The sequence below is a fragment of the Actinomadura geliboluensis genome (genome assembly GCF_043197915.1).
GTDB lineage: Bacteria > Actinomycetota > Actinomycetes > Streptosporangiales > Streptosporangiaceae > Spirillospora > Spirillospora geliboluensis.
Map to the genome: position 1 here is coordinate 191,630 of NZ_JBICUA010000004.1, position 21,341 is coordinate 212,970.

The following is a 21,341-nucleotide window of genomic DNA, read 5'->3' on the forward strand; positions in this document are numbered from 1 at the left end:
TCCACCCCTTTCCCTCAGGCGGCCCGGAGGTCGCTGATGCGCCAGCCGTGGTCGTCGCGGACCGTGACGATGAGCTGGGCCGCGACCGGCGGGCCGGTCGCCTTCCCGGCCCGAGTGGTCCGCTGGTCGAGCATGACCAGTAGGACCGCCGTCCCGTCACGGCTGAGTTTGATGAGCCCGGCCTTCGTCACCTTCGTGGTGAGGGCGAGCTTCATGACCGGTGCGTTCTGCTTCACCAGGCCGAACAGCTTGCGGTAGTCACCGACGGCGCGGCCGGTGAGGACGTCGCTCGCGGCACGCTCGGTGGCCGCCGGGTCGGTGTAGGTGTAGGTGAAGATCCGCGCGACCTTCGCCGAGACGTCGGCGACGACCTTGCCCGTGCCCGCCTTGTCGACGAGTGCGCGGTTGGCGGCCGGTGACCGCTCGCTTCTCCTGTCGGCCCAGCTGTCGACGGCGAAGGCGGACAGGCACAGCGCCACCGCGAGGGCCACCGGCCACCCCAGCCCGGCGGCCCGCTTCAGTCCGGAGACGAGCGGGCGCCGGGCGGTCCTCTTCTTGCGCTTCTTCCGCGAGGCCGGGTCGCGGCGCGCGGGACGCTCCTCGGTGATGCTCACGGCCCGCTCCCCCCGGGTGCCAGCGGTTTCAGCGAGCTGATCTTCCAGACACCGCCCACGCGCTGCATCGCGACCTCGTAGCGCTTGCGCTGCTCGGTCCCCTGCGCGGCGCCGCCGGCGGGCTCGGTGAAGATCCGCACCGAGGCGAGGACGGTCGCCTCGCCCGCCGACCGGTCGAGCGCGGTGACGGCGAGCGCGGTGACCCGGCCGTGCGACGGGGTCTTCTGCTTGGCGAACTTCGCGCGCGCGTTGGGCATGTCGCGCTTCAGGGCGTCCGCGAACGGGCCGGTGGCGACGTCCATCCAATGCGTCATGTCCAGGTCGGCCACCTTGGGGTCAATGCTGTTGACCAGCGCGAGGTCGCGGACGGCGGTCCGCGTCACGTCGTCCCGCGCGGAGGCGAGGTCGTGGTCGGCGCCCCGGCCGGACTGGAACAGCGACCAGAACGACAGGCCGAGGAGGACGGTGGCGGCGGCCACGAGGACGTAGCCGACCGGGCGAATCCACCGGATCACGTGGGCGAATCCGCGCGGCACCGCCGCCGCCTCCTCGGTCATCGCGTGCCTCCGAGCCCGAGGAGAGTGGCGAGGTCACCGGACGTCGGCGGCCGCGCTCCGGCGGACAGCCCCAGCGAGTTGATCAGGTCGTTCGATCGCGTGCCGCTCAGCGTCCCGGGCTTGGCAGGCGCCGGGACGCCCTTGTGCGGCGCGTTGGCGGAGCCGCGCACGTTGATGCCGGTGCTCGGGCTTTCCGCGCAGTGCGCGTCGGTGTTGAACGGCGGCGCGGGCGACTCGTCGTGCCCCTCGCGATAGCGGGTCTTGCCATAGCCACGCGTGCAGGGCTGCGGGTTGAAGAACGTGGTCGCAAGGCCCATGCGCAGCGTGCCGTCCGACACGATGCTGGGACCGATCCCCGCGACCTTCGGGAGGTTGTCGAGCATCTCCTCGATCGCGGCCTGGCGCGGAGAGCCGATCCGTGCGGTCGTCAGGAGGTTCGCCAGCAGGACGCTCAGGCTCGGATCCAGGTCGCGGAGCAGTGCGGACACCTCGCTCGCCGCGCCGGGCCCGGCCGCAATAACCTCGCGGAGATCGGTATCGGAGTCGCGGAACTGGCGCGCGAGCAGCCGCGAGTCGGACGCGAACGACTTGAACGCCCCCGACATCTCGTTCTGCGTCTGCAGCACCACCTGCCCGTTGTGGATCAGCGCGCGGGTGTCGGGGAACGCCGCGTCGGACGCCGAGACGAACCGGGCGCTGGTGTCGAGGAGCTGCTGGAGGTGCGGGCCCTGCCCGGCGAAGGCCAGCCCCAGCTCGTCGATGAGCGTCTTGGTGTCGTTCAGCGGCAGCGAGGCGGTGAAGTCGTTGACGCTCTTGAGCGTCTCGTTCACGGGCGCCGGCACGGTGGTGACGCTGCGCGGGATCGTGGCGCCCTGCGCGAGATAGGGCCCGGTGTCGGCGCGGGGCCGCAGGTCGACGTACTGCTCGCCGACTGCCGAGCGGTTCGCCACGACCGCCTCAAGGCTGCGCGGGATGTCCGGTGACGAGTTGTCGATGTGGAGTTCGGCGACGACACCGTCCGAGGTGAGGTCGAGCTTGCCGACCTTGCCGACGCTGACGCCCCGGTACGACACCGCCGACCCCTCGAAGAGGCCGCCGGTGCTGGGCAGGTCGAGCCGGACCGTGTAGTAGCCGCGCAGCCCGACGTAACGTCCCACATCGGCGTAGTTGGTACCGATGTAGGCGATGACCAGCACCGCGATGACGGCGAACGCGGCGATCTTGATGCGGGTGACCGCGGTCAGCATGTCAGTTCCCCTCCCCGAGCGTCGGCAGCGGAAGGGCGGGCTCGCTGCTCGGGCTTTCGTTCCGGGGCGCCTGGCTCGGCGCGACCGGTTGCGGCGCCCGCGAGGCGGGAGCCTGGGTGGTGGGGGTGCCCGCGCCGGGAACCGCGGCCTTGGTGCCGGGTCGGCGTGCCGTGTCCGGGCAAGGCGGCGGCTGTGGGCCCATAACCGTGGAAGCCCCGGCAAGGGCGCGGGCCTGCGCCTCCTCTTCCGCCTTCGTCTTCGCGGCCGCCCCGTCCTCGCCCTCGACGTCGTCGAAGGGACCCTCTTCCTTCACCGGCGGGGCGACGCACTCGAAGCCCTTGGCCGCGATCACGGTGACGTAGGCGTTGAGGTAGTCGCCCTTGATGGCCTTGAGCGCCTCGTCGGTGAACGGGTACGTCAGCAGGATCTCCAGCGACTTCGGCAGGTCGCGGCCGGAGTCGGCGAGCTTGCGGAGGATGACCGACAGCGCCCGCAGGTTCGCGGCCGTGTCGTCCTTGCTGGCGTTGATCGTCTTGACGGCGACGTCCGACAGCTTCTCCAGCCGGCGCAGCATCTCGACGAGCCGGCCGCGCTGCTCCTCCAGCACCTTCAGGCCGGGCGACAGGTCGGTCAGCACGGTCGACACCTGGCCGTTGCGGGACGCGACCGTGGACGACAGCCGGTTCAGCCCGTCGAGCGCGTTCACGATCGACTGCCGGTTGCGGTTCAGCGTCGAGGTGAAGGTGTTGAGGTTCTCCAGCGCGGAGCGGACCTTGTCCTCCCGCCCGTTGAGCGCCTGGTTCAGCTCCCGGTTGATCGTGCGGATCTGCGGGAGCCCGCCGCCCGACAGCAGCAGCGACAGCGCGCCGAACACCTCTTCGGTGTCGGCGTTGCGCGTCGTCCGCGACGCCGGGATCACGGCGCCGTCGGTGAGCCGCTGCGGGGACGGAGCCGTCGTGGGCGCCGCCAGCTTGACGTACTTCTCCCCCAGCAGGCTCGACTGCTCCAGGTTCGCGGTGGCGTTCGAGGGCAGGTGCACGTCGCCGTTGATGATCAGCGTCACCTCGGCCTGCCACGCGCCCTTCGGCAGCGACACCTTCTTCACCCGGCCGACCGGCACGTCGTTGACGCGGACGGCCGCCTGCGGGACGAGGTTCAGCACGTCCTCGAACTGCACCTTGACCGTGTACGGGTGGTCGCCGACGTCGGCGCCGCCGGGCAGCGGGACGTCCTCCAGCTGCACCGAGCAGCCCGCCGCCAGCACGGCGCCGGCGGTGAGGGCCGCGACGAGCTTGGGCACGCGCATCAGCGGTCCCCCTTCTTCCCGGTGGAGCCGGCGTAGATCTTGCCCGCGGGCGGCAGCGGCAGCGCCGGGAGCCCGGTCTGCTGGGTGGGCGCCACGGCGACCAGCCCGCCCTTGTTCAGCCGGTCGCACTGCTCGCGGAGCGTCGCGGTCGCGGACGCCGCCGCGGCGCACAGCGGCCGCTGGTCGGCGGCGGGCGGGTCGACGCCCGGCTGGTCCAGGCTGCCGAACGCCTTGGTGATCTCCAGGAGGTTGCCGCGCGCCATCAGCGTGCGGGTCTTCGGGTCGTAGGCGTTCAGCGCGTTCTGCGTCACCAGCGGCGCGGTGTCGACGAGTTCGGCGAGCGACGCCCGCTCGTCCACCAGGACTTGGGTGACCTTGGCGAGCTTGCCGACGTTCGTCTTCAGCGCCGCCCGGTTGTCCTGGACGAACCCCTTCACCTCGGCGAGCGCCCGCGCGAGGCTGCGCAGCGCCGCGCCGAGTTCGTCGCGGTCGGCGGCGAGGAACCGGCTCACCTCGGCGAGCTGGTTCTCGGCCAGCCGGATCTGCCCGTCGTTGGCGCGGAGCATCTCGCTGAACTTGTTGAGGTTGGCGAGGGTGGCGTACAGGTCGCCGCTGTTGTCGGCGAGCGTCTGCGACGCCTTGCCGAGGTCGGAGATCATCGTGTTGAGCGCCTGGCCGTTGCCGCCGAGGTTGGCGGCGCCGACCCGGATCACGTCCGACAGGGCGCCCTGGGCGTTCAGCCCCTGCGGGCCGAGGTCGCCGGAGATCTTCCGGACGGCGGTGTAGAGCTGGTCGAGCTCCAGCGGCGTCGCGGTGTTGTTCACGTCGATCGAGGCGCCGTCGGCCATCTTCGGGCCGCCGCTGTAGGCGGGGTCGAGCTGGACGTACCGGTCGGACACCAGGTTCGGCGCGATGACGACGGCGCGGGCGGCGGCGGGGACGTCGACGTCGTCGTCCACCCGCATCTCGACCTTGACCTTGTCGCCGAGCGGTTCGATGGAGCCGATCGACCCGACCTTCACGCCGAGGACGCGGACGTCGGAGCCCGGGTAGACGCCGATCGCGGTCGCGAAGTACGCGGTGATCTTGTGCGTGGGCCCGCCGCTCAGCAGCGGGACGAGCGCGATCGCGACCAGCAGCACGAACACCGCGATCAGCGCCTGCACCACCCGTGTCCGGTGGTCGCGGATCGGCGAGCCGAGCTTCGGCAGCTTCGCCGTGCGCGTCGTGGAGGACGCCATGTCACCGGCCTCCCGTCAGGTGCGGCGGCTTGCAGTGGCCCGGCAGCGGCCGGTCCTTCCACCTGCCGTTCTCCAGGTACTCGTCGGGGACGGTCCCGCACAGGTAGCCGTCCACCCAGCGGCCGTTGCCGGTCGCGTTGCCGAGGACGCGGACGTAGGGCGCCGCGGTCTCCAGCACGCGCTCCAGGTTCTTCTGGTTGCGTTCGAGGGTGCTGGTGACCCGCTCCAGGGACGCCAGCGTCGGCCCGAGCGTGCGGCGGTTGTCGTTCACCAGGCCGACCAGCTCGTTCGAGAGGCGGTTGGTGCCGACCAGCAGCGCGTGGATGGCGTCGCGGCGCTGCCGCAGCTCGGCCAGCAGCAGGTTGCCGTCCTTGAACAGCGTCTCGAACTGCGAGTTCTGCGCGGCGATCGTGCCCGAGAGCTGCTTGGTCCCCGCGAGCAGCCGGGACAGCTCGGCGTCCCGCGACGCGATCGTGGTGGACAGCGACGACAGCCCGTGCAGCGCGACCCGGACGCTCGCCGGCGTGTCCTCGAACGTCGTGGAGATCGTCTCCAGGCTCGCGGCGAGCTTGGCGGTGTCGAGGTCCTCGAACGTCCGGCCGAGGTCCTGGAACGCCGTCGTGACGTCGTAGGGGGCCACCGTCCGGTCGAGCGGGATCGTCTGCTCCGGGTTCTGCGCGCGGTAGCCGAGCGGGTCGAGCTGGAGGTACTTCGACCCCAGCAACGTCTTGATCATGATGGTGGCGCGGGTGGCGTTCCCGACCCAGGTGTCCTTCACCCGGAACGTCACCTTGACCTTGTTGCCCTTGAGCGAGACGTCGGTGACCTTCCCGACCTTCACCCCGGCGACGCGGACCTCCTGACCCGCCTTCAGCCCGGCGGCCTCGGAGAAGTACGCGCTGTAGGTCGTCCCGCCGCCGATGACCGGCAGCCGGTCGGCGCGGTAGGCGAGCGTGCCGAGGACGAGCAGGATCACGATGCCGACGACGGCGACCACGACCGGGTTGCGCTCGCGCAGCGGCTTCAGCCGCGGGCGCTCCTTCTTCGGGCGCGGCAGGGCGCGCGGCAGCGGCCGGGGCGGCGGCCCTCCCGCGGGTGGCCCGCCTGCGGGAGGACCGCCCGCGGGGGGACCTCCTGCGGGAGGTCCGCCGGGAGGCGGCCCGCCCCCCGGGGGGAGGGAGGGCGGGCCGCCGGGCGGCGGGGTCGGGGGCGTCATCCGCGGCACCTCGCGTCCTTGATGGGGAGGCCGGTCGGCGGAGCCTGCTCCGACAGGTCGGAGCCCGCGTAGCTGACGCCGATCAACTTCACCTCGCACTGGTAGAAGTTCACCCACGAGCCGTAGGAGGCCAGGCGCCCGAAGGCCGCCATCTTGGCCGGCGAGCGCTGGAGGAAGCGCGTCAGCAGCGGCTCGTCGCGGTTGAGGTTGTCGCTGAGCCGGCCGAGCTGGACGATGTCGTCCTTCAGCGGGTCCCGCGTGACCTGGAGCAGCCCGGCGGTGGCGGTGGTCAGGTCGGCGATCGACCCGAGCGCCTCACCGATCGGCTTGCGGTCGGTGGCGAGGCCGGAGGTGAACCGGCGCAGCGTGGTGACCAGGTCGACGAGCTGCCGGTCACGGCTGTTGATGGTCTGGACGACGCTGTCCAGGTTGGCGATGAGCTGGCCGATCACCTTGTCCTTGGCGGCGAGCGTGCTCGTGAGCTGCCCGACGGTCCGCAGCAGGCTCTCGACGGTGCCGCTCTCCCCCTGGAGCACCTTGACGATCGACTCCGACAGCTTGTTCGCCTCGCCGGGCGACAGCGCCTGCATCAGCGGCTGGAAGCCCTGGAACAGCTGCGTGAGGTTGAGCGTCCCGGCGGTGTGCTCGACGGGGATCGTCCCGCCGGGCTTCAGCACGTCGCCGGGCGAGCCGGTGCCCTGGCCGAGCGCGATGTACCGCCCGCCGACCAGGTTCAGGTACTTCACGGCGGCGGTCGCCGACGCCGGGATCTGCCGATCCCGGTCGACGGAGATCTTCACCCGGGCGAGCCGCCGGTCGCTGACCTTGATCTCCTCCACCTGGCCGACCTCGACGCCCGCGATCCGCACCCCGTGCCCCGGGTGCAGCCCGGCGACATCGGTGAACTTGGCGTAGTAGGTGACGCGGTCGCCGCTGGTGGCGCCGGTGATGCTGGACGCCAGCAGCGCCGTCGCCAGCACCGTCACCACGATGAAGATCAGCGAGCTGACGAGCGGGAAGCCCATGCCCTTGATCCCCTGGCCGGTGAGCCTCACTTGACCGTCACCTCCGTGCCCCGGTAGATCGGCCCGACCAGCACGCTCGACCAGTCCGGCAGTTCCTCGGGGACCTCGTCCAGCGGCGGGCCGGCGAGCTCGTTGACCAGGTCGTTCTCCGACGCCGAGTTCGCCGGGCCGAGGCCGCTGCCGGCCGCGCCCGCCTTGCCGGGGGCGCCGCCCGCGGGCAGCACCCGCACGCCGTTCCCGGTCGCCAGGTACGGGACGCTCGGGCAGCGCGGCCCGTTGCCGCCGTCGTAGCGCGGCGCGTCCTTGCCCGGCACGTAGCGGCCCTTGCTCTTGAGCGGCACCACCACGCCGTGCACGCCGTGCTGGTTCGTGCCCTTCCCGAGCACCTTGTTCATCGTCGGGATGAAGCCGGCGAGGGTGCGGAACGTGCAGGGCGCGGCCGGGGCGTAGCGGCGCATCAGCTCCAGGCTCCCCCGGCTCTCGGTCGCCAGCGCGATGATGTTGCCGGAGTTGGCGTCCAGGAAGTCCTGAAGGTCGGCCGACGAACCCGACACCGCGTCGTACAGGGTCGCGAGCGCGGTGCGCTGCTCCACGATCGTCTTGCTCGTCACCGTGAAGTCGGTGAGCGCCTGGAGGAGGTCGGGCGCCGCGTCGGAGGCGTGCTGGGTGAACTCCGCCAGCTCCTGGAGGTTGCGGGTGAGCGCCGGGACCTCCGGGTTCATCCTGGTCAGGAACGCGTCGAGCTGCTCGAAGTTGCGGCCGATCTGGTCGCCGCGCCCCTCCAGCGCCCGCGACATGGCGTTCAGCGTCGCCGACAGCTTCGCGGGCTGGAGCGTGTTGAGCAGGTCCATCGTGTGGTTCAAGACCTCCGACAGCTCCACCGCGTTCTCGCTGCGGTCCTCGGAGATGACGTCGCCGTCGGCGATCGGCCGGCCCGCCGACCCCGGCGGCGGGACGAGCGAGACGAACCGGGCGCCGAACACCGTCGTCGGCAGCAGCCGCGCCTGGACGTCCGCCGGGATCCGGTCGGTCATCCCCGGTTTCAGCGCCAGCTCCAGCTTCGCGCCCGCGCCGTCCGCCTTGATGGAGCGGACCTCGCCGACGACCACGCCGCGGACCTTCACGTCCGCCATCGGGTGCATCTCGTGCCCGGCCGTCGAGGTGCGCAGCGTCACCGTCGTCGCGTCGGTGAACTGCTTGTCGTAGATCGCGATCGACAGCCAGATCAGCAGCGCCGGGACGAGCAGGAACGCCACCCCCGTGAGGCGCTGCCCGACCACGTGCCGGGTCGTTCGTCTCGCCATGTCAGCCCGTCACCTTCACCGTCGTCGTGGCGCCCCAGATGGCGAGGCTGGCGAAGAAGTCCGTCACGCTGATCAGCACGATCGCGGTGCGGACCGCGCGGCCGACGGCGACGCCCACGCCGGCGGGGCCGCCGACCGCGCGGTAGCCGTAGTAGCAGTGCGCCAGCACCACCATCACGCTGAAGATCAGCACTTTCGCGAACGAGAGCAGCACGTCCTCGGGGGCGAGGAAGAGGTTGAAGTAGTGGTCGTAGGTGCCGGCCGACTGCCCGTTGAACCAGATCGTCACCTGTCTGGACGCCAGGTACGAGCTGAGCAGCCCGATGCCGTACAGCGGGATGATCGCGACCGTGCCCGCGATGATCCGGGTCGTGACGAGGTAGGGCACCGACTGGATGCCCATGCCCTCCAGCGCGTCGATCTCGTCGTTGATCCGCATCGCGCCGAGCTGCGCGGTGAACCCCGCGCCGACCGTCGCCGACAGCGCCAGCCCGGACGCCAGCGGCGCGATCTCGCGGGTGTTGAAGTACGCCGAGATGAACCCGGTGAACGCCGCCGACCCGATCTGGTCGAGCGCGGCGTAGCCGGACAGCCCGACGACGACGCCGGTGAAGATCGTCATGCCGATCATCACGCCGACGGTGCCGCCGATGACGGCGAGCGCGCCGCTGCCGAACGCGACCTCGCTGAGCAGCCGCAGCGACTCGCCCAGATAGCGGCGGATCGCGCGCGGCGTCCACAGCAGCGCCCGGATGTAGAAGCCGAGCTGGTCGCCGGGCTGGTCCAGCCAGGAGACCAGCTTCACCGGCTTGAGCCGGCGAGCCCCGGGAACCGCCATGTCACGCTCCCTTCGGGGGGACGACCTGCAGGTAGATGGCGGTCAGCACGACGTTGACGAAGAACAGCATCAGGAACGTGATGACGACCGACTGGTTGACCGCGTCCCCGACGCCCTTCGGGCCGGGGCTCGGGTTCAGGCCGCGGTAGGCGGCCACGACCCCGGCGATGAACCCGAAGATCAGCGCCTTGAACTCGCCGATGTAGAGGTCGGGGAGCTGCGCGAGCGCGGAGAACGAGGCGAGGTAGGCGCCGGGCGTCCCGTCCTGCAGCAGCACGTTGAAGAAGTAGCCGCCGGCGACGCCGACCACCGAGACCAGGCCGTTCAGCAGCACCGCGACCGCCATGCAGGCGAGCACCCGGGGGACGACGAGGCGCTGGATGGGCGAGACGCCCATCACCTCCATCGCGTCCATCTCCTCGCGGATCGTCCGGGAGCCGAGGTCGGCGCAGATCGCCGACCCGGCCGCGCCGGAGATCAGCAGCGCCACGATCAGCGGGCTCGCCTGCTGCACGACCGCGAGGACGCTCGCGCCGCCGGTGAGCGACTGCGCGCCGAGCTGCTTGGCCAGCGACCCGACCTGCAGCGAGATGACCGCCCCGAACGGGATCGACACCAGCGCGGTCGGCAGGATCGACACCGACGCGATGAACCAGAACTGCTGGACCAGCTCGCGGAGCTGGAACGGGCGCCGGAACGACAGCGCCAGCACCGTCCCGGCCAGCGCGAACAGCCGCCCGGTCTGGCGCAGCGCGCCGGCGCCGGGGACCGCGGCGTCAGGTGCGGCCACGCGCGTCTCCTTCCACGGGCACGCGCGCGTCGCCGCGCCGTGCGGTCGGGTGCTCAGTTCGCGCCCTGTCGGTGTGCGGCATGTCAGTTCGCGCCATGGAGGCCGCCTTCCCGCTGCTGGTGGGCGCGGTTGGCGCGGATCGCCTGCTGCGCCGCGTAGGACAGCCGCGGCATCATCGCGTCGACCGCCATCGCGTGCCGCTGCTCCGCCTGCCGCGGCGGCATCCCGGGCGTCGGCCGCAGCTGCGGCGGGATCTCCAGGGTGCGGTGGGTGCGCGCCGGGGCCGCGGCCTCGGCGGCGAGCAGCGCCGCGTCCTTCTCCTCCGACATGCCGATCGGGCCGTGGGTGTCGCCGTGCAGGAACTGCAGGACGGCCGGCTCTTCGCTGGTCAGCAGCGCCTCGCGGGGGCCGAACGCGACGAGGTCGCGGCGGTACAGCATGCCGATGTTGTCGGGGACGGTCGCCGCGATGTCGATGTTGTGCGTGACGATCAGCATCGTCGCGTCGATCCGCGCGTTGACGTCGATGAGCAGCTGCGAGATGTGCGCGGTGCGGACCGGGTCGAGGCCGGAGTCCGGCTCGTCGCACAGGATGATCTCCGGGTCGAGGACGAGCGCGCGGGCCAGGCCGGCGCGCTTGCGCATGCCGCCGGAGATCTGGCCGGGCAGCTTGCGCTCCTCGCCCGCGAGGCCGACCATCTCCATCCGCTCCAGCACGATCCGGCGGATCTCCGACTCCGACTTGCGGGTGTGCTCGCGGAGCGGGAACGCGATGTTGTCGTACAGGGGCAGGGACCCGAACAGGGCGCCGTCCTGGAACATCAGGCCGAACCGCTTGCGGGCCTCGAAGACGTCGCGGTCGCGGTCGTTGACCATGTCGACGCCGTCGATCATGACCCGGCCCTCCTCGGGCTTGAGCAGGCCGACGAGCGACTTGAGGAACACCGTCTTGCCGGTGCCGGACGGCCCGAGCAGCACGCTGACCTCTCCCGGCGGGAGGGTGAGGGTGACATCCCGCCAGATCGTCTGCCGGCCGAACACTTTCGTCAGCCCCTCGACGACGACTTCAATTCCCAACGACACCACCACTCGCGATAGGGCAGGAGGTTGCGAGGACGTTACGGCCCAGTAGACACGGAATTCAATAGGGGCTCGCGGTATCTTCGGCACAATTCGGTAAATGGCCGCCGGAATTTGTCACCGACTTAGTGTTCGATCTCCGCGAACCCGTCGCGAGTGACTACCAACCGGTAACATGTTGCCGGCGGGCCGCGCGCCGACGCGCACCCGGCCGCCGCGGTTGTCACCGATCCAGCAACCGAACGTCATTCTTGTCACATCGCGCGCAAAGCGGGGGCCCCGTGCGGCCGATCATGCCGCAGCCCCTTGCCAGCCGGGACTGGCGACTTTATGTTCGCGGTGTTCTCGAACTCGCCCACGCTGCTCGCTTCCCGTCCGGCACACCCCCGTCCGGAGCCGCCGTCCCGCCGGGACGGCCACCCCGTACCGGCCGGCTCGATGCGGAGGTTTCCTTTCCATGTCGCAGGCATTGGAATTGTCCGAACACGGCAGGAGTCAGATCGACTTCCGGGATTTCCTCGAGCTGCTGCGGGCCGAACTGGCCGATGTGACGAACGAGATCGTCGCGGAGATCAAGCAGAACATCCCCGAATACGACCGGCCCGACCCGTCCTACGACCAGACGCTCCGGCTCTGCGCCGACATGCTGCTGCCGACGTTCTTGGAGCGCGTCTCCGACCCGAACGCCTCCACCGCCCAGCGCGACGAGACCTGCCGCACCCTCGGGCGCTTCGAGGCCATCGAGGGGCGCTCCCTGGACCACCTCCAGGCCGCCGCCCGGATCGCCTTCCACGTCGCCTGGCGCCGGACGGCCGTCCTCGCCGAGCGCGAGCAGGTCCCGACCTCCGTCGTGGCCGCCGCCGTCGACGCCATGCTCGTCTACCTGGAGGAATCGGTCGCCCAGGCCCGCCTCGGCTACCAGCAGGCCACCGGGCACGCCGACATGCGCCGCCGAGAGGAGCGCCGACGGCTGCTGCACCTCATCCTGCAGCGGCCCGCCGTCGTCCCCGAGGCCATCGAGGACCTCGCCAAGTCCACCGGCTGGTGGCCGCTGCCCGCCGAGGCCACGCTCATCGCCGTCCACCCCGAGGCGCCCTGCACGCGCTCCGCGCTCGACACCGACGTCCTCACCGACTTCGACTCGCCGGAGCCGTGCCTGCTCGTCCCCGGGCCGCTCACCGCCGACCGCAAGAGCATGCTGCGCGCCGCCCTGTCGGACGCCAGCTGCGTCCTCGGCCTCACCCTCCCGCTGGAACGGGCCACGCACTCGCTGCGCTGGGCGCGCCGCGTCCTCGCGCTCGCGGAGGAGGGGATCATCCCGGACGGCTCCCTCATCCCGTGCCAGAACCACCTGATGACCATGTGGCTGCTGTCCGACCCGCCGCTGATCGAGGAGCTCACCCGGCGGCACCTGGAGCCGCTCCAGGACGTCTCGGACGGGCAGCGCAAGCGCCTGGTCGAGACCCTCGCCGAGTCCGTCACCACCCGCGCCACCGCGGTCGACATCGGCGAGCGGCTCAAGATCCACCCGCAGACCGTCCGGTACCGGCTCCGCCAGCTGGAGGGCTACCTCGGCGACAGCCTGGACGACGCCGACACCCGGTTCTCGCTCGACGCCACCCTGCGCGCCGCGAGCCTCTACCGGCGCCGCCGCCTGGGGCGCCGGAAGGCGTGACACCGACGGCCGTTTCGACGCTGTTGTGACTTTCCGCGAACGCCGGTGACGTTTTGGGTCACACGGGACGGCACGGGCCGTTATCCTGACCTTCTGGTTACCGCCCCCTGACGGGAAGTCGAAGGAGTCCATGCCGACCTCGACCTGGTTCCGCCTCAACGTCGCCAAACGCGAGCGCGTGCTCGAGGTGGCGATGCGCGAGTTCGGGGAGCACGGGTACTCGACCGGCAGCCTCAACACCATCGCGCGTGAGGCCGGCATCGCCAAGGGGTCGCTGTTCCAGTACTTCAGCGACAAGCTGGAGTTCTTCGCGTTCGTCTGCGACGAGACGTCCCGCCGCATCCGCGAGGAGATGGAGCGCCGCATCGAGCGCGTCTCCTTCGACCAGTCCTTCGACGAGTGGCTCTTCGACGTCCTCTGCGACTGGACCGAGTACATGGCCGACCACCCGCTGGAGCGCGGCGTCACGGCGGCCACCAACTTCGAGCTCGACAACAGCGTGCGGTCCGTCGTCCGCGACACCGCGAACCAGCACTACCTCCAGGTCATCCACCCGACGCTGGAGCTGTGGAAGGCCGAGGGCGCCATCCGCGAGGACGCCGACCTCGCCGTCCTCGCCACCTGGCTGATGACCCTGCTGCCGTTCCTCGCGCTGGCGCCGTACTACGACGGCCTCGACCCGATACACGACCTGCGGGGCCGCACCCCGGCCGAGCAGCGGCCCGTGATCCGGCAGCTCCTCGCCGGGTTCCGGCCCATGTTCGCGCCCGAGAAGCAGCGCTGACGAGCCGTCGCGCCCCGGCTCAGTCCTCGATGTCGGCCACCAGGATGTCCATGTAGCGGGCGGCGGACCGGGCCGGCAGCGGCAGCACGTCGGCCTCGGCGGCGGTCACCACGCGCGGGTGCGCGATGCGCCGGGCGCGGCCGAGCCGCTCCACCCCGCCGCGCCCCTCGGCCAGCAGGTTGCGGACCCAGTCGGTGTCGCGCCCGTACGGCAGCCCGATGATCAGCCGCGAGCCGCTGCGGAACGCGGTGACGGGCGTCCGGTACTCGCGGCCCGACCGGCGCCCCCGGTGCACGACCACGGCGAGCGGCGGCACGTAGGGCGCGTAGACGCCCTGGATCCGGTTCGTGACCTTCTTGTTGAAGCTGGGGAGCCAGCTCGGCATCAGCGGCTTCGGCATGCCCCATGAGTAACACGTCCGGGCGCCCACCGCATGGCAAGCACTGCATGGCGGGCGCCCGGACCTGACGGCGATTATCAGAGAGTGAGTCAGCGGGTGACGATGTACTCGGCGGGGTCGGCCTTGCGGGAGCCCGCCCAGAACTCGAACGTGAAGCCCGGCCACAGGGTGCGGTTGACGCCCTTGTCGTCCAGGTACCAGCTGTTGCAGCCGCCCTCGTTCCAGACGGCGCGGCGCAGCCGCCTCTGCAGCCGGTCGTTGAACCGGCGCGCGGCCTCCGGCCTCGGCTCGATGACCTCGCCGCCGGCGTCCTGGAGGAGGCGCAGGCAGCTCAGCACGTGCTGGATCTGCACCTCGATCATGAAGACGACCGAGTTGTGGCCGAGGCCGGTGTTCGGGCCGAGCAGCATGAAGAAGTTCGGCATGCCGGGGATCGTGGTGCCGCGGTGCGCCTCGATGCCGTCCGCCCAGATCTCCTGGAGCTTGGTGCCGTCCCGCCCGGTGACGCGCAGGTCGTTGAGCGCGTCGACCACCTTGAAGCCGGTGCCGTAGATGATGCAGTCGACCTCGTACTCGCGGCCGTCCGCGGTGACGATCGAGTTCTCCCGCACCTCGGCGACGCCGGAGGTCTCCACGTGCACGTTCGGGCGGGCGAGCGCCGGATAGTAGTCGTTGGACAGCAGGATCCGCTTGCACCCGATCGTGTAGTCGGGCGTCACCTTGGCGCGCAGCTCCGGGTCGGCGATCTGCTTCTCGATGTGCCGGCGGGCGATGCGCTCCTGCGGGCCCGACAGCCGCGGGTCGACGGTGAAGCCGACCGCGCGGGCCTCCAGCGCCCAGTAGATGCCGTTCCGGAACGCGCGGGCGGCGCCCGGCACCTTCTCGAACGCCTTGCGCACCGGCGCGGGGATCGACACGTCCGGCTTCGGCTGGATCCACGGCGGCGTCCGCTGGAAGACGACCAGCTCCCCGGCCTGCTTGGCGACCTTCGGGACGAACTGGATCGCGGACGCGCCCGTCCCGATGACGGCGACGCGCTTGCCGGTGAGGTCGTAGCCGTGGTCCCACTCGGCGGAGTGGAACGCGGTGCCCTGGAACCGCTCCATGCCCGGCAGGTCCGGGAAGGACGGGACGTGCAGCGCGCCGATGCCCGACACGATGGCCCGCGGGGTGAGGACCGTCCCGTCGGTGAGGGTGACGTTCCAGCGCCTGGCCTCGTCGTCGTACTCCATGGAGTCGACCCGCGCGCCGAAGCGGATGTGGTCGCGCACCCGGTACTTGTCGGCGGTCTGCTCCATGTACGCGCGGATCTCCGGCTGCGGCGCGAACATCCGGGACCAGCCGGGGTTCAGCTCGAAGGAGAAGGAGTACATGTGGGAGGGCACGTCGCAGGCGCACCCGGGATAGGTGTTGTCGTGCCACGTCCCGCCGAGCGCGTCGCTCTTCTCCAGGACGGTGAAGTCGTGGAAGCCGGACTGCTTGAGCCGGATCGCCATGCCGAGGCCGGCGAAGCCGGAGCCGATGATGACGATCGCGGGGGCGCGGTCGCTCATGACCCCTCCTCTCAGATAACCTACTTCGGGTAAGTTACCGCGAGTAGGTTACTGACGGTAGGTCCAACAGAGAGGATTCTCCTGTGAGTGGCGCCACACCGCAGCCCCAGCCGCCGTCACAGCCCCCGGCCCGCAAGCGCAGGCGGATGTCGCGGGCCGAGCGGGAGCAGCAGATGCTGGACGTGGCGGAGCAGGTGTTCGGCGAGCGCGGCTACCAGGGCACCTCCATGGACGAGATCGCCGACCGCTGCGGCGTCTCCAAGCCGATGCTCTACGAGTACTTCGGCTCCAAGGACGGCCTGCTCGTGGCGTGCGTGAGCCGGTCCAAGGCCGAACTGCTCGACGTCACCCAGAAGGCCATGGCGGGCGCCACCACCCCCGAGGACATCCTCCGGCGCGGCATGCTCGCCTACTTCTCCTTCGTCGACGCGCACAGCGGCTCGTTCGCGATGCTGCTGCGCGAGCCGGTCGCCCCGTCCCCGGAGACCGCCGAGGCCGTCGAGGCGACCCGGCGGCAGCAGAGCACGCTGATCGCGGGGGTGCTCGCGATGTTCGCGCCGGGCGCGCCGGACGCCGCGATCGAGGCGTACACGCAGATCATCATGGGCGCGAGCGAGCGGGTCGCGCTGTGGCAGGCCACCCGTCCCGACGTGTCGGCGGAGGACGCCGCCCGCTACATGACCGACTTCTGCCGGCAGGGCCTCAGCCCGTACCTGGCCCCGTCCCCCGGGCCGGCTGACGACGGGCAAGCACCTCCAGCGCCGAGATGAGCAGGTCCAGGCCGAACTCGAAGTCGCTCTCGGGGTCGTGCTCGGCCAACTCGGGGCCGTAGGCGATGACGTGCCGGAACTCGTCCGGGTCGAGGTGGTTCCACGACTCGGCGCCCGTCTCGGCGAGGTGCCCGAGCATCTTCTCCATGCCGATCTCGCGCATCTGCGCGCCGATCGCGTAGGCCAGCAGCGCCCGCATGATCCGCACGGCGGTGCCGCCGTCGAACCCGGCCGCGTCCGCCAGCGCGAGCGCCCGCTCCATCGGCCGCAGCCCCGCCGCCGTGTCGACCTTGTGGGTGAAGACGATCGTCATGCAGCGCGGGTTGTCGTGCGCGACCTTGCGGAACGCGCGGACGAGCGCCCGCGCCCGCTGCTGCCAGGGCTCGTCGGGGTCGTCGGTCAGCTCCAGGCCCGCGACGACCTGCTCCGCGACGCCCTCCAGCAGGGCGGTCTTGTTCGGGACGTGGTTGTACAGCGACATCACGGCGACGTCCAGCTCGGCCGCGACGCGGCGCATCGACAGCGCGTCCGCGCCCTCCCGCTCGATCAGCGCGACCGCCGCCCGGACGATGCGGTCGCGGGTCAGCGCGGGGCGCGGCGTGTCGGAGGTCACGCCCTTGGCCATCGCGCCCGTCCCCTTCCCGCCGTTGACACCGATAAGTGTCCCATGACACGGTACGTACATTGTACGTAGACGTACATCGTACGTCCGCGCTCGGGGAGGAGTGCCCCATGTCGACCCACGACCTCTACACCGACCCCGTCCCCACCGGGGGCTGGACCGTGCCCATGGCCGGCGACGCCCGGTTCACCTGGGAGTACGACGACGGACGCGACCGCCTCCTCGCCCTCTACCAGAAGGGCAAGGACAAGCAGTGGGACTCCGTCAAGCGCATCGACTGGGACCTCGAGGTCGACCCGCACAACGTCCTCGGCGTCCCGGACCAGTCACTCGCCATCTACGGGACGGAGCACTGGGACAAGCTCTCGGTCAAGGAGCGCGGCGAGCTGCGCCAGCACTACACGTCCTGGCAGTTCTCCCAGTTCATGCACGGCGAGCAGGGCGCGATGGTCACCGCCGCCCGCATCGTCGAGTCGGTGCCCGACCTCGACTCCAAGTTCTACTCCGCCACCCAGACCATGGACGAGGCGCGGCACGTCGAGCTGTTCACCCGCTTCCTGCACGAGAAGATCGGGATGGTCTACCCGATCAACACCCAGCTCCAGGACCTGCTGGACGAGACCCTCACCGACTCCCGCTGGGACATGCCCTACCTCGGCATGCAGGTGCTCATCGAGGGCCTCGCGCTCGCCGCCTTCGGCGTCATCCGCGACATCACCACCAAGCCGCTGCCCAAGCAGATCCTCGCCTACGTCATGCAGGACGAGGCGCGCCACGTCGCGTTCGGCCGGCTCGCGCTGCGCGACTACTACAAGCAACTCTCGGCCGCCGAACTGCGCGAGCGCGAGGACTTCGTCATCGAGGGCTGCTACCTGATGCGCGACCGCATCCGCGGCCGGGAGATCTACACCAACTTCGGGATCGACCCCGCCGAGGTCGACGAGCTGGTGGAGAACTCGCCCTACATGCGGATGTTCCAGAGCCTGCTGTTCAGCCGGATCGTCCCGTGCGTGAAGGACATCGGGCTGTGGAGCGAGCGCGTCCGGCAGACCTATGACGACATGGGCGTCCTCGACATGTCCAAGGCCGACCTCGACGCGCTCATGAGGCAGGACGAGGAGATCGCCGAGAAGCTCGACACCGAGCGGTTCGCCGCCGAGGAGGCCGACCGCAAGGCCGAAGTGGACGCCGTCATCGCCGACGCGGCGGCGGGCTGAGTACGTTTGGATCACTCGATCTGAGAGCCACTCGTCCGCACACCTCGGAGGTCCTGATGCCACTCGCGCACTTCGACGGAGCGCTCGCCGTCGTCACCGGAGCCGGCAGCGGCATCGGCCGGGCCACCGCCCTCGCCCTGGCCGAGAGCGGCGCGAGCGTCATCGCGGCCGACATCGACCTGGCCGCGGCGGAGCGCACCGCCGCCCGCGCGAAGTCCGTCGGCGCGGGCGGCACCGCCCACCGGGTGGACGTCTCCGACGCCGCCGCCATGGAGGCGTTCGCCGCCGAGGTGAAGGAGGCGCACCGCGTCCCCGACATCGTGGTCAACAACGCGGGCATCGCGCTCGCCGGGCCGTTCCTCGACACCGAGCCGGACGACTGGGACCGCATCCTCGGCGTCAACCTGTGGGGCGTCATCCACGGCTGCCGGCTGTTCGGCCGGCAGATGCGCGACCGCGTCAACGCCCTGCCCAACAAGCCCGACAAGCCGAACCTCGGCGGGCACATCGTCAACATCGCGTCCGCCTCCGCGTTCGCGCCGTGGCGCGGCATGCCCGCCTACTGCACGACGAAGGCGGCCGTGCTGATGCTCAGCGAGTCGCTGCGCGCGGAGCTGGCGGGGTCGCGGATCGGCGTCACCGCCGTCTGCCCCGGCTTCGTCAGCACCGACCTCGTCAAGAACGGGACCTACGTCGACGGGTCCCCGGAGAAGCTGCGACAGCGCGGCCAGAAGGCCATCCAGCTGCGCAACTACCCGCCGGAGAAGGTCGCCGAGCGGGTCGTCGACGCCATCGTCAAGAACAAGGCCGTGGTCCCGGTGAACTTCGAGGGCCACCTGCTGCGCACCCTGTCCCGGGTGTCCCCCGCGTCCCTGCGCCTGCTGGCCAGAATCCCCACCCCCCAGGGCTGACGTCCGCGCCGGGCGCGGCCCCCGACCCTCCACGCCGTAAGAGGAGAAGGACCCATGCCCCCCGACGCGTTGCTGATCGACGGCCGTCCGCGCACGTGGACGGCCCAGATCCGCTGCAAGGACGGCGACCACACGCTGGAGCTGACCGACCGCGAGGTGGTCGCCGAGCGGCTGCTGCGGACGTCCCGCAAGCACTCGTTCGACCCGGACGCGGACGTCGACTGGGACGCGCCCCAGGACCCGGACGTCTTCTACATCCCGCCGCAGCTCGTGTCGCTCTACGAGACGCCGCTGTGGGACGGGCTCACGCACCGGCAGCGGGTGGAGCTCAGCAAGCGGGAGATGTGCAGCATCGCCTCCTTCGGCATCTGGTCGGAGATGATGCTGATGCAGTCGCTGCTCATGCACGCCTACCGGCACCGCTACGACAGCGGCCACTTCGCGTACGCGCTGACGGAGATCGCGGACGAGTGCCGGCACTCGAAGATGTTCGGCCGCATGGTGCGGACCTGCGGGCTGCGCACCCACCGGCCGCGCGCCCTGGAGTACCACGCCGCGAAGCTGTTCGGGGCCGTGTACGACCCGATGCCGATGTTCGCCGGGACCCTCGTCGTGGAGGAGCTGACCGACGCGTTCCAGCGGCTGACGTTCCCGGACGAGGACATGCAGCCGCTGATCCGGCAGGTCACCCGGATCCACGTGATCGAGGAGGCGCGGCACATCAAGTACGCGCGGGAGGAGCTGAAGCGGCTGGTCGTCAAGGCCCCGGCGCTCCAGCGGCGGGCGGCGGCCTACTGGATGGCGCAGGCGACCCGGCTGCTGGCCACGCAGATGATCCACCCGTCCTGCTACACGGCGGTGGGGCTGGACCCGAAGCTCGCGCGCCGCGTCGCGGCGCGCAGCCCGCACCGCCGCGCCACCCTGGCGTGGTCGTTCCGGAAATGCACCGCTTTCTTCGACGAGGTCGGCTTCCTGGACGGCCGGGCGCGCGAGGTCTGGATCGGCGCGGGCCTCCTGCACGCCTGACCCGCCGCATTTATCTTGATGTCGAAACGCTTATTAGAAAGCGGTTCGCCTATACCGACCAGTGGTCCTGACAACGCGAACAAAAAGGGCCGCGGAGCGGGGTCCACTCCGCGGCCCATCGACGAACACGGCCATCTGCCTGGGGTTATCTCACCCAGGACACTCCATCCGATCGCGCGTTCACGTCGTCGACCTCCTCCTCCCAGCCGTCTCAGCACCCCGATCACATGCCTGGCGCGGGAGCATGATCGGCATACTGCCTCCCCATTACCGAATCACCTTAGAAGGTGCTGACAGTAAATATGCCATGATCGGCCAAATGAGGTCAGAAATCGTTTAGCACGGTGAGCACTTCGCGGGCGACCGCCGTGGCCGTGCCGAGCACCGCCCGCTCCCGCGCCGCCTGGCCGCCGCCGCCACGCGGCGCCTCCTCGCTGTAGCTGACCGTCACGACCGCGTTCCTGACCCGCGCCGTGACCTGACCGACCAGCGTCGGCTGCCCCTGGTCGGCCATGAACCAGCGGTACGCCTCGTCCCCCACGCCCTGCTCCCGCTCCAGCGCGATCGTCCGGACGAGCGGGGCGTCGTGCGCCTGCGTCCACTGCGCGTCGTAGTAGCTCTCGGCGTCCCGCACCGGCGTCGCGGAGTGCGCGGGCGCGTACAGCCGCGCCTCCACCCGCAGCCAGCGGAACGCCGACTCCTTCGAGGTGTACGTGCACGTGGTGAGCGTCGAGTTCGCGCTCTGCCGCTCGCTCGCCTTCGGGACCGCCTTCGCCACGGTCTCCGCCGCGACCGTCCCGCACGGCGGCGGCAGCGCCCGGACGATCCCCTGCGCAGCCTCGGACGGCGAGGGCTCGGACGGCGAGGGCTCGGCCGTACTGGGCGTCACCGCGGCCCGATCCGTCTTCCCACCGGGCACGGCCAGGAACACCGCCACCGCCGCACCCGTGAACGCGACCGCCGCCACCAGCAGCACGATCAGCCGCTTCGGCCGCCGCGCCGGAGACGGCGGCTCCGGCCCCGCGTACGGCCGGTGGAACGGTTCGGCCGGAGGGTGCAGCCCCACGTCCCGCTCCTCACTCCCCCGTCGCGTCATGGCCCGCCTCCCGTCAACGTAGTCAGGCGCGCCACCGCTGACCAGGCCCCCCGGCGGTGCCGATTGTCAG

The 21,341-nt window shown here is 70.9% G+C and carries 21 protein-coding genes; 6 read left to right on the forward strand and 15 right to left on the reverse strand.

From position 1 onward, the window contains the following. Positions 1-14: 14 nt before the first annotated feature. From ACGFI1_RS15175 to ACGFI1_RS15225, 11 genes are all read right to left on the reverse strand, one after another. Positions 15-614, reverse strand: a complete 600-nt coding sequence (locus ACGFI1_RS15175) for a hypothetical protein (RefSeq protein WP_392785772.1) — start codon at positions 612-614, stop codon at positions 15-17. Beyond that, positions 611-1,171, reverse strand: coding sequence for a hypothetical protein (locus ACGFI1_RS15180; RefSeq protein WP_392785773.1), 561 nt, complete (start codon positions 1,169-1,171; stop codon positions 611-613). The genes ACGFI1_RS15175 and ACGFI1_RS15180 overlap by 4 nt, the downstream gene beginning before the upstream one ends. Then, positions 1,168-2,418: an MCE family protein gene (locus tag ACGFI1_RS15185; RefSeq protein WP_392785775.1), complete on the reverse strand. Its 1,251-nt coding sequence runs from the start codon at positions 2,416-2,418 to the stop codon at positions 1,168-1,170. Before ACGFI1_RS15185 ends, ACGFI1_RS15180 begins: the two co-directional genes overlap by 4 nt. A gap of 1 nt (position 2,419) precedes the next feature. Further along, the gene (locus ACGFI1_RS15190; protein ID WP_392785777.1) at positions 2,420-3,724 is read right to left on the reverse strand and encodes an MCE family protein; all 1,305 of its coding nucleotides are present in this window, start codon (positions 3,722-3,724) and stop codon (positions 2,420-2,422) included. Then, positions 3,724-4,965 carry an MCE family protein gene (locus tag ACGFI1_RS15195; RefSeq protein ID WP_392785779.1) on the reverse strand — a complete coding sequence of 414 codons (1,242 nt, stop codon included), beginning with the start codon at positions 4,963-4,965 and terminating at the stop codon, positions 3,724-3,726. The genes ACGFI1_RS15190 and ACGFI1_RS15195 overlap by 1 nt, the downstream gene beginning before the upstream one ends. 1 nt (position 4,966) lies before the next feature. Continuing rightward, positions 4,967-6,181, reverse strand: a complete 1,215-nt coding sequence (locus ACGFI1_RS15200) for an MCE family protein (protein ID WP_392785781.1) — start codon at positions 6,179-6,181, stop codon at positions 4,967-4,969. Then, the gene (locus ACGFI1_RS15205; RefSeq protein ID WP_392785783.1) at positions 6,178-7,236 is read right to left on the reverse strand and encodes an MCE family protein; all 1,059 of its coding nucleotides are present in this window, start codon (positions 7,234-7,236) and stop codon (positions 6,178-6,180) included. The genes ACGFI1_RS15200 and ACGFI1_RS15205 overlap by 4 nt, the downstream gene beginning before the upstream one ends. After that, the gene (locus ACGFI1_RS15210; RefSeq protein WP_392785785.1) at positions 7,233-8,510 is read right to left on the reverse strand and encodes an MCE family protein; all 1,278 of its coding nucleotides are present in this window, start codon (positions 8,508-8,510) and stop codon (positions 7,233-7,235) included. Before ACGFI1_RS15210 ends, ACGFI1_RS15205 begins: the two co-directional genes overlap by 4 nt. A 1-nt stretch (position 8,511) precedes the next feature. Next, positions 8,512-9,348, reverse strand: a complete 837-nt coding sequence (locus ACGFI1_RS15215; protein WP_138638957.1) for an MlaE family ABC transporter permease — start codon at positions 9,346-9,348, stop codon at positions 8,512-8,514. Position 9,349: 1 nt separating this feature from the next. Further along, positions 9,350-10,138, reverse strand: coding sequence for an MlaE family ABC transporter permease (locus ACGFI1_RS15220; RefSeq protein ID WP_138638956.1), 789 nt, complete (start codon positions 10,136-10,138; stop codon positions 9,350-9,352). A gap of 83 nt (positions 10,139-10,221) precedes the next feature. After that, the gene (locus ACGFI1_RS15225) at positions 10,222-11,214 is read right to left on the reverse strand and encodes an ABC transporter ATP-binding protein (RefSeq protein ID WP_138638955.1); all 993 of its coding nucleotides are present in this window, start codon (positions 11,212-11,214) and stop codon (positions 10,222-10,224) included. A gap of 460 nt (positions 11,215-11,674) precedes the next feature. Between ACGFI1_RS15225 and ACGFI1_RS15230 the strand changes: the two genes are divergently transcribed. Further along, positions 11,675-12,892, forward strand: coding sequence for a helix-turn-helix domain-containing protein (locus tag ACGFI1_RS15230; RefSeq protein ID WP_387078918.1), 1,218 nt, complete (start codon positions 11,675-11,677; stop codon positions 12,890-12,892). A gap of 130 nt (positions 12,893-13,022) precedes the next feature. After that, positions 13,023-13,676: a TetR/AcrR family transcriptional regulator gene (locus ACGFI1_RS15235; protein WP_138638953.1), complete on the forward strand. Its 654-nt coding sequence runs from the start codon at positions 13,023-13,025 to the stop codon at positions 13,674-13,676. Positions 13,677-13,695: 19 nt separating this feature from the next. Here ACGFI1_RS15235 and ACGFI1_RS15240 read toward each other — a convergent pair whose 3' ends face one another. Both ACGFI1_RS15240 and ACGFI1_RS15245 read right to left on the reverse strand, forming a co-directional pair. Beyond that, entirely contained in the window at positions 13,696-14,076 is a 381-nt protein-coding gene (locus ACGFI1_RS15240) for a nitroreductase family deazaflavin-dependent oxidoreductase (protein ID WP_387078920.1), read from the reverse strand. Between the two features lie 89 nt (positions 14,077-14,165). Next, on the reverse strand, positions 14,166-15,629 hold the full coding sequence (locus ACGFI1_RS15245; RefSeq protein WP_386874766.1) for a flavin-containing monooxygenase: 1,464 nt from the start codon (positions 15,627-15,629) through the stop codon (positions 14,166-14,168). An 83-nt stretch (positions 15,630-15,712) separates the two neighbouring features. Here ACGFI1_RS15245 and ACGFI1_RS15250 point away from each other — a divergent pair, with 83 nt between their 5' ends. After that, the gene (locus ACGFI1_RS15250; RefSeq protein ID WP_392785788.1) at positions 15,713-16,399 is read left to right on the forward strand and encodes a TetR/AcrR family transcriptional regulator; all 687 of its coding nucleotides are present in this window, start codon (positions 15,713-15,715) and stop codon (positions 16,397-16,399) included. Here the strand turns inward: ACGFI1_RS15250 and ACGFI1_RS15255 are convergent. Further along, positions 16,332-17,024 (reverse strand): TetR/AcrR family transcriptional regulator, encoded by a 693-nt coding sequence (locus ACGFI1_RS15255; protein ID WP_392736709.1) that lies wholly within the window; start codon positions 17,022-17,024, stop codon positions 16,332-16,334. The two genes, ACGFI1_RS15250 and ACGFI1_RS15255, sit on opposite strands and share 68 nt — an antisense overlap. Positions 17,025-17,131: 107 nt before the next feature. Between ACGFI1_RS15255 and ACGFI1_RS15260 the strand changes: the two genes are divergently transcribed. Genes ACGFI1_RS15260 through ACGFI1_RS15270 form a run of 3 tightly spaced genes read left to right on the forward strand, consistent with a single transcriptional unit; the run spans position 17,132 to position 20,175 of the window. Beyond that, on the forward strand, positions 17,132-18,238 hold the full coding sequence (locus tag ACGFI1_RS15260) for a ferritin-like domain-containing protein (RefSeq protein WP_392785790.1): 1,107 nt from the start codon (positions 17,132-17,134) through the stop codon (positions 18,236-18,238). Between the two features lie 56 nt (positions 18,239-18,294). Continuing rightward, entirely contained in the window at positions 18,295-19,149 is an 855-nt protein-coding gene (locus tag ACGFI1_RS15265) for an SDR family NAD(P)-dependent oxidoreductase (protein WP_392785792.1), read from the forward strand. Positions 19,150-19,203: 54 nt separating this feature from the next. Continuing rightward, complete coding sequence (locus tag ACGFI1_RS15270; protein ID WP_392785794.1) at positions 19,204-20,175, forward strand: AurF N-oxygenase family protein; 972 nt, start codon at positions 19,204-19,206, stop codon at positions 20,173-20,175. A 325-nt stretch (positions 20,176-20,500) separates the two neighbouring features. Here the strand turns inward: ACGFI1_RS15270 and ACGFI1_RS15275 are convergent, their stop codons facing one another. After that, entirely contained in the window at positions 20,501-21,241 is a 741-nt protein-coding gene (locus ACGFI1_RS15275) for a hypothetical protein (protein WP_392785796.1), read from the reverse strand. Positions 21,242-21,341 lie beyond the last annotated feature (100 nt).

Coding starts and splice junctions, on each gene's coding strand:
- ACGFI1_RS15180 (WP_392785773.1), bottom strand. CDS start 1,171: ATGACCGAGGAGGCGGCGGCGGTGCCGCGCGGATTCGCCCACGTGATC.
- ACGFI1_RS15185 (WP_392785775.1), bottom strand. CDS start 2,418: ATGCTGACCGCGGTCACCCGCATCAAGATCGCCGCGTTCGCCGTCATC.
- ACGFI1_RS15190 (WP_392785777.1), bottom strand. CDS start 3,724: ATGCGCGTGCCCAAGCTCGTCGCGGCCCTCACCGCCGGCGCCGTGCTG.
- ACGFI1_RS15195 (WP_392785779.1), bottom strand. CDS start 4,965: ATGGCGTCCTCCACGACGCGCACGGCGAAGCTGCCGAAGCTCGGCTCG.
- ACGFI1_RS15200 (WP_392785781.1), bottom strand. CDS start 6,181: ATGACGCCCCCGACCCCGCCGCCCGGCGGCCCGCCCTCCCTCCCCCCG.
- ACGFI1_RS15210 (WP_392785785.1), bottom strand. CDS start 8,510: ATGGCGAGACGAACGACCCGGCACGTGGTCGGGCAGCGCCTCACGGGG.
- ACGFI1_RS15215 (WP_138638957.1), bottom strand. CDS start 9,348: ATGGCGGTTCCCGGGGCTCGCCGGCTCAAGCCGGTGAAGCTGGTCTCC.
- ACGFI1_RS15230 (WP_387078918.1), top strand. CDS start 11,675: ATGTCGCAGGCATTGGAATTGTCCGAACACGGCAGGAGTCAGATCGAC.
- ACGFI1_RS15235 (WP_138638953.1), top strand. CDS start 13,023: ATGCCGACCTCGACCTGGTTCCGCCTCAACGTCGCCAAACGCGAGCGC.
- ACGFI1_RS15240 (WP_387078920.1), bottom strand. CDS start 14,076: ATGCCGAAGCCGCTGATGCCGAGCTGGCTCCCCAGCTTCAACAAGAAG.
- ACGFI1_RS15245 (WP_386874766.1), bottom strand. CDS start 15,629: ATGAGCGACCGCGCCCCCGCGATCGTCATCATCGGCTCCGGCTTCGCC.
- ACGFI1_RS15255 (WP_392736709.1), bottom strand. CDS start 17,024: ATGGCCAAGGGCGTGACCTCCGACACGCCGCGCCCCGCGCTGACCCGC.
- ACGFI1_RS15260 (WP_392785790.1), top strand. CDS start 17,132: ATGTCGACCCACGACCTCTACACCGACCCCGTCCCCACCGGGGGCTGG.
- ACGFI1_RS15265 (WP_392785792.1), top strand. CDS start 18,295: ATGCCACTCGCGCACTTCGACGGAGCGCTCGCCGTCGTCACCGGAGCC.
- ACGFI1_RS15270 (WP_392785794.1), top strand. CDS start 19,204: ATGCCCCCCGACGCGTTGCTGATCGACGGCCGTCCGCGCACGTGGACG.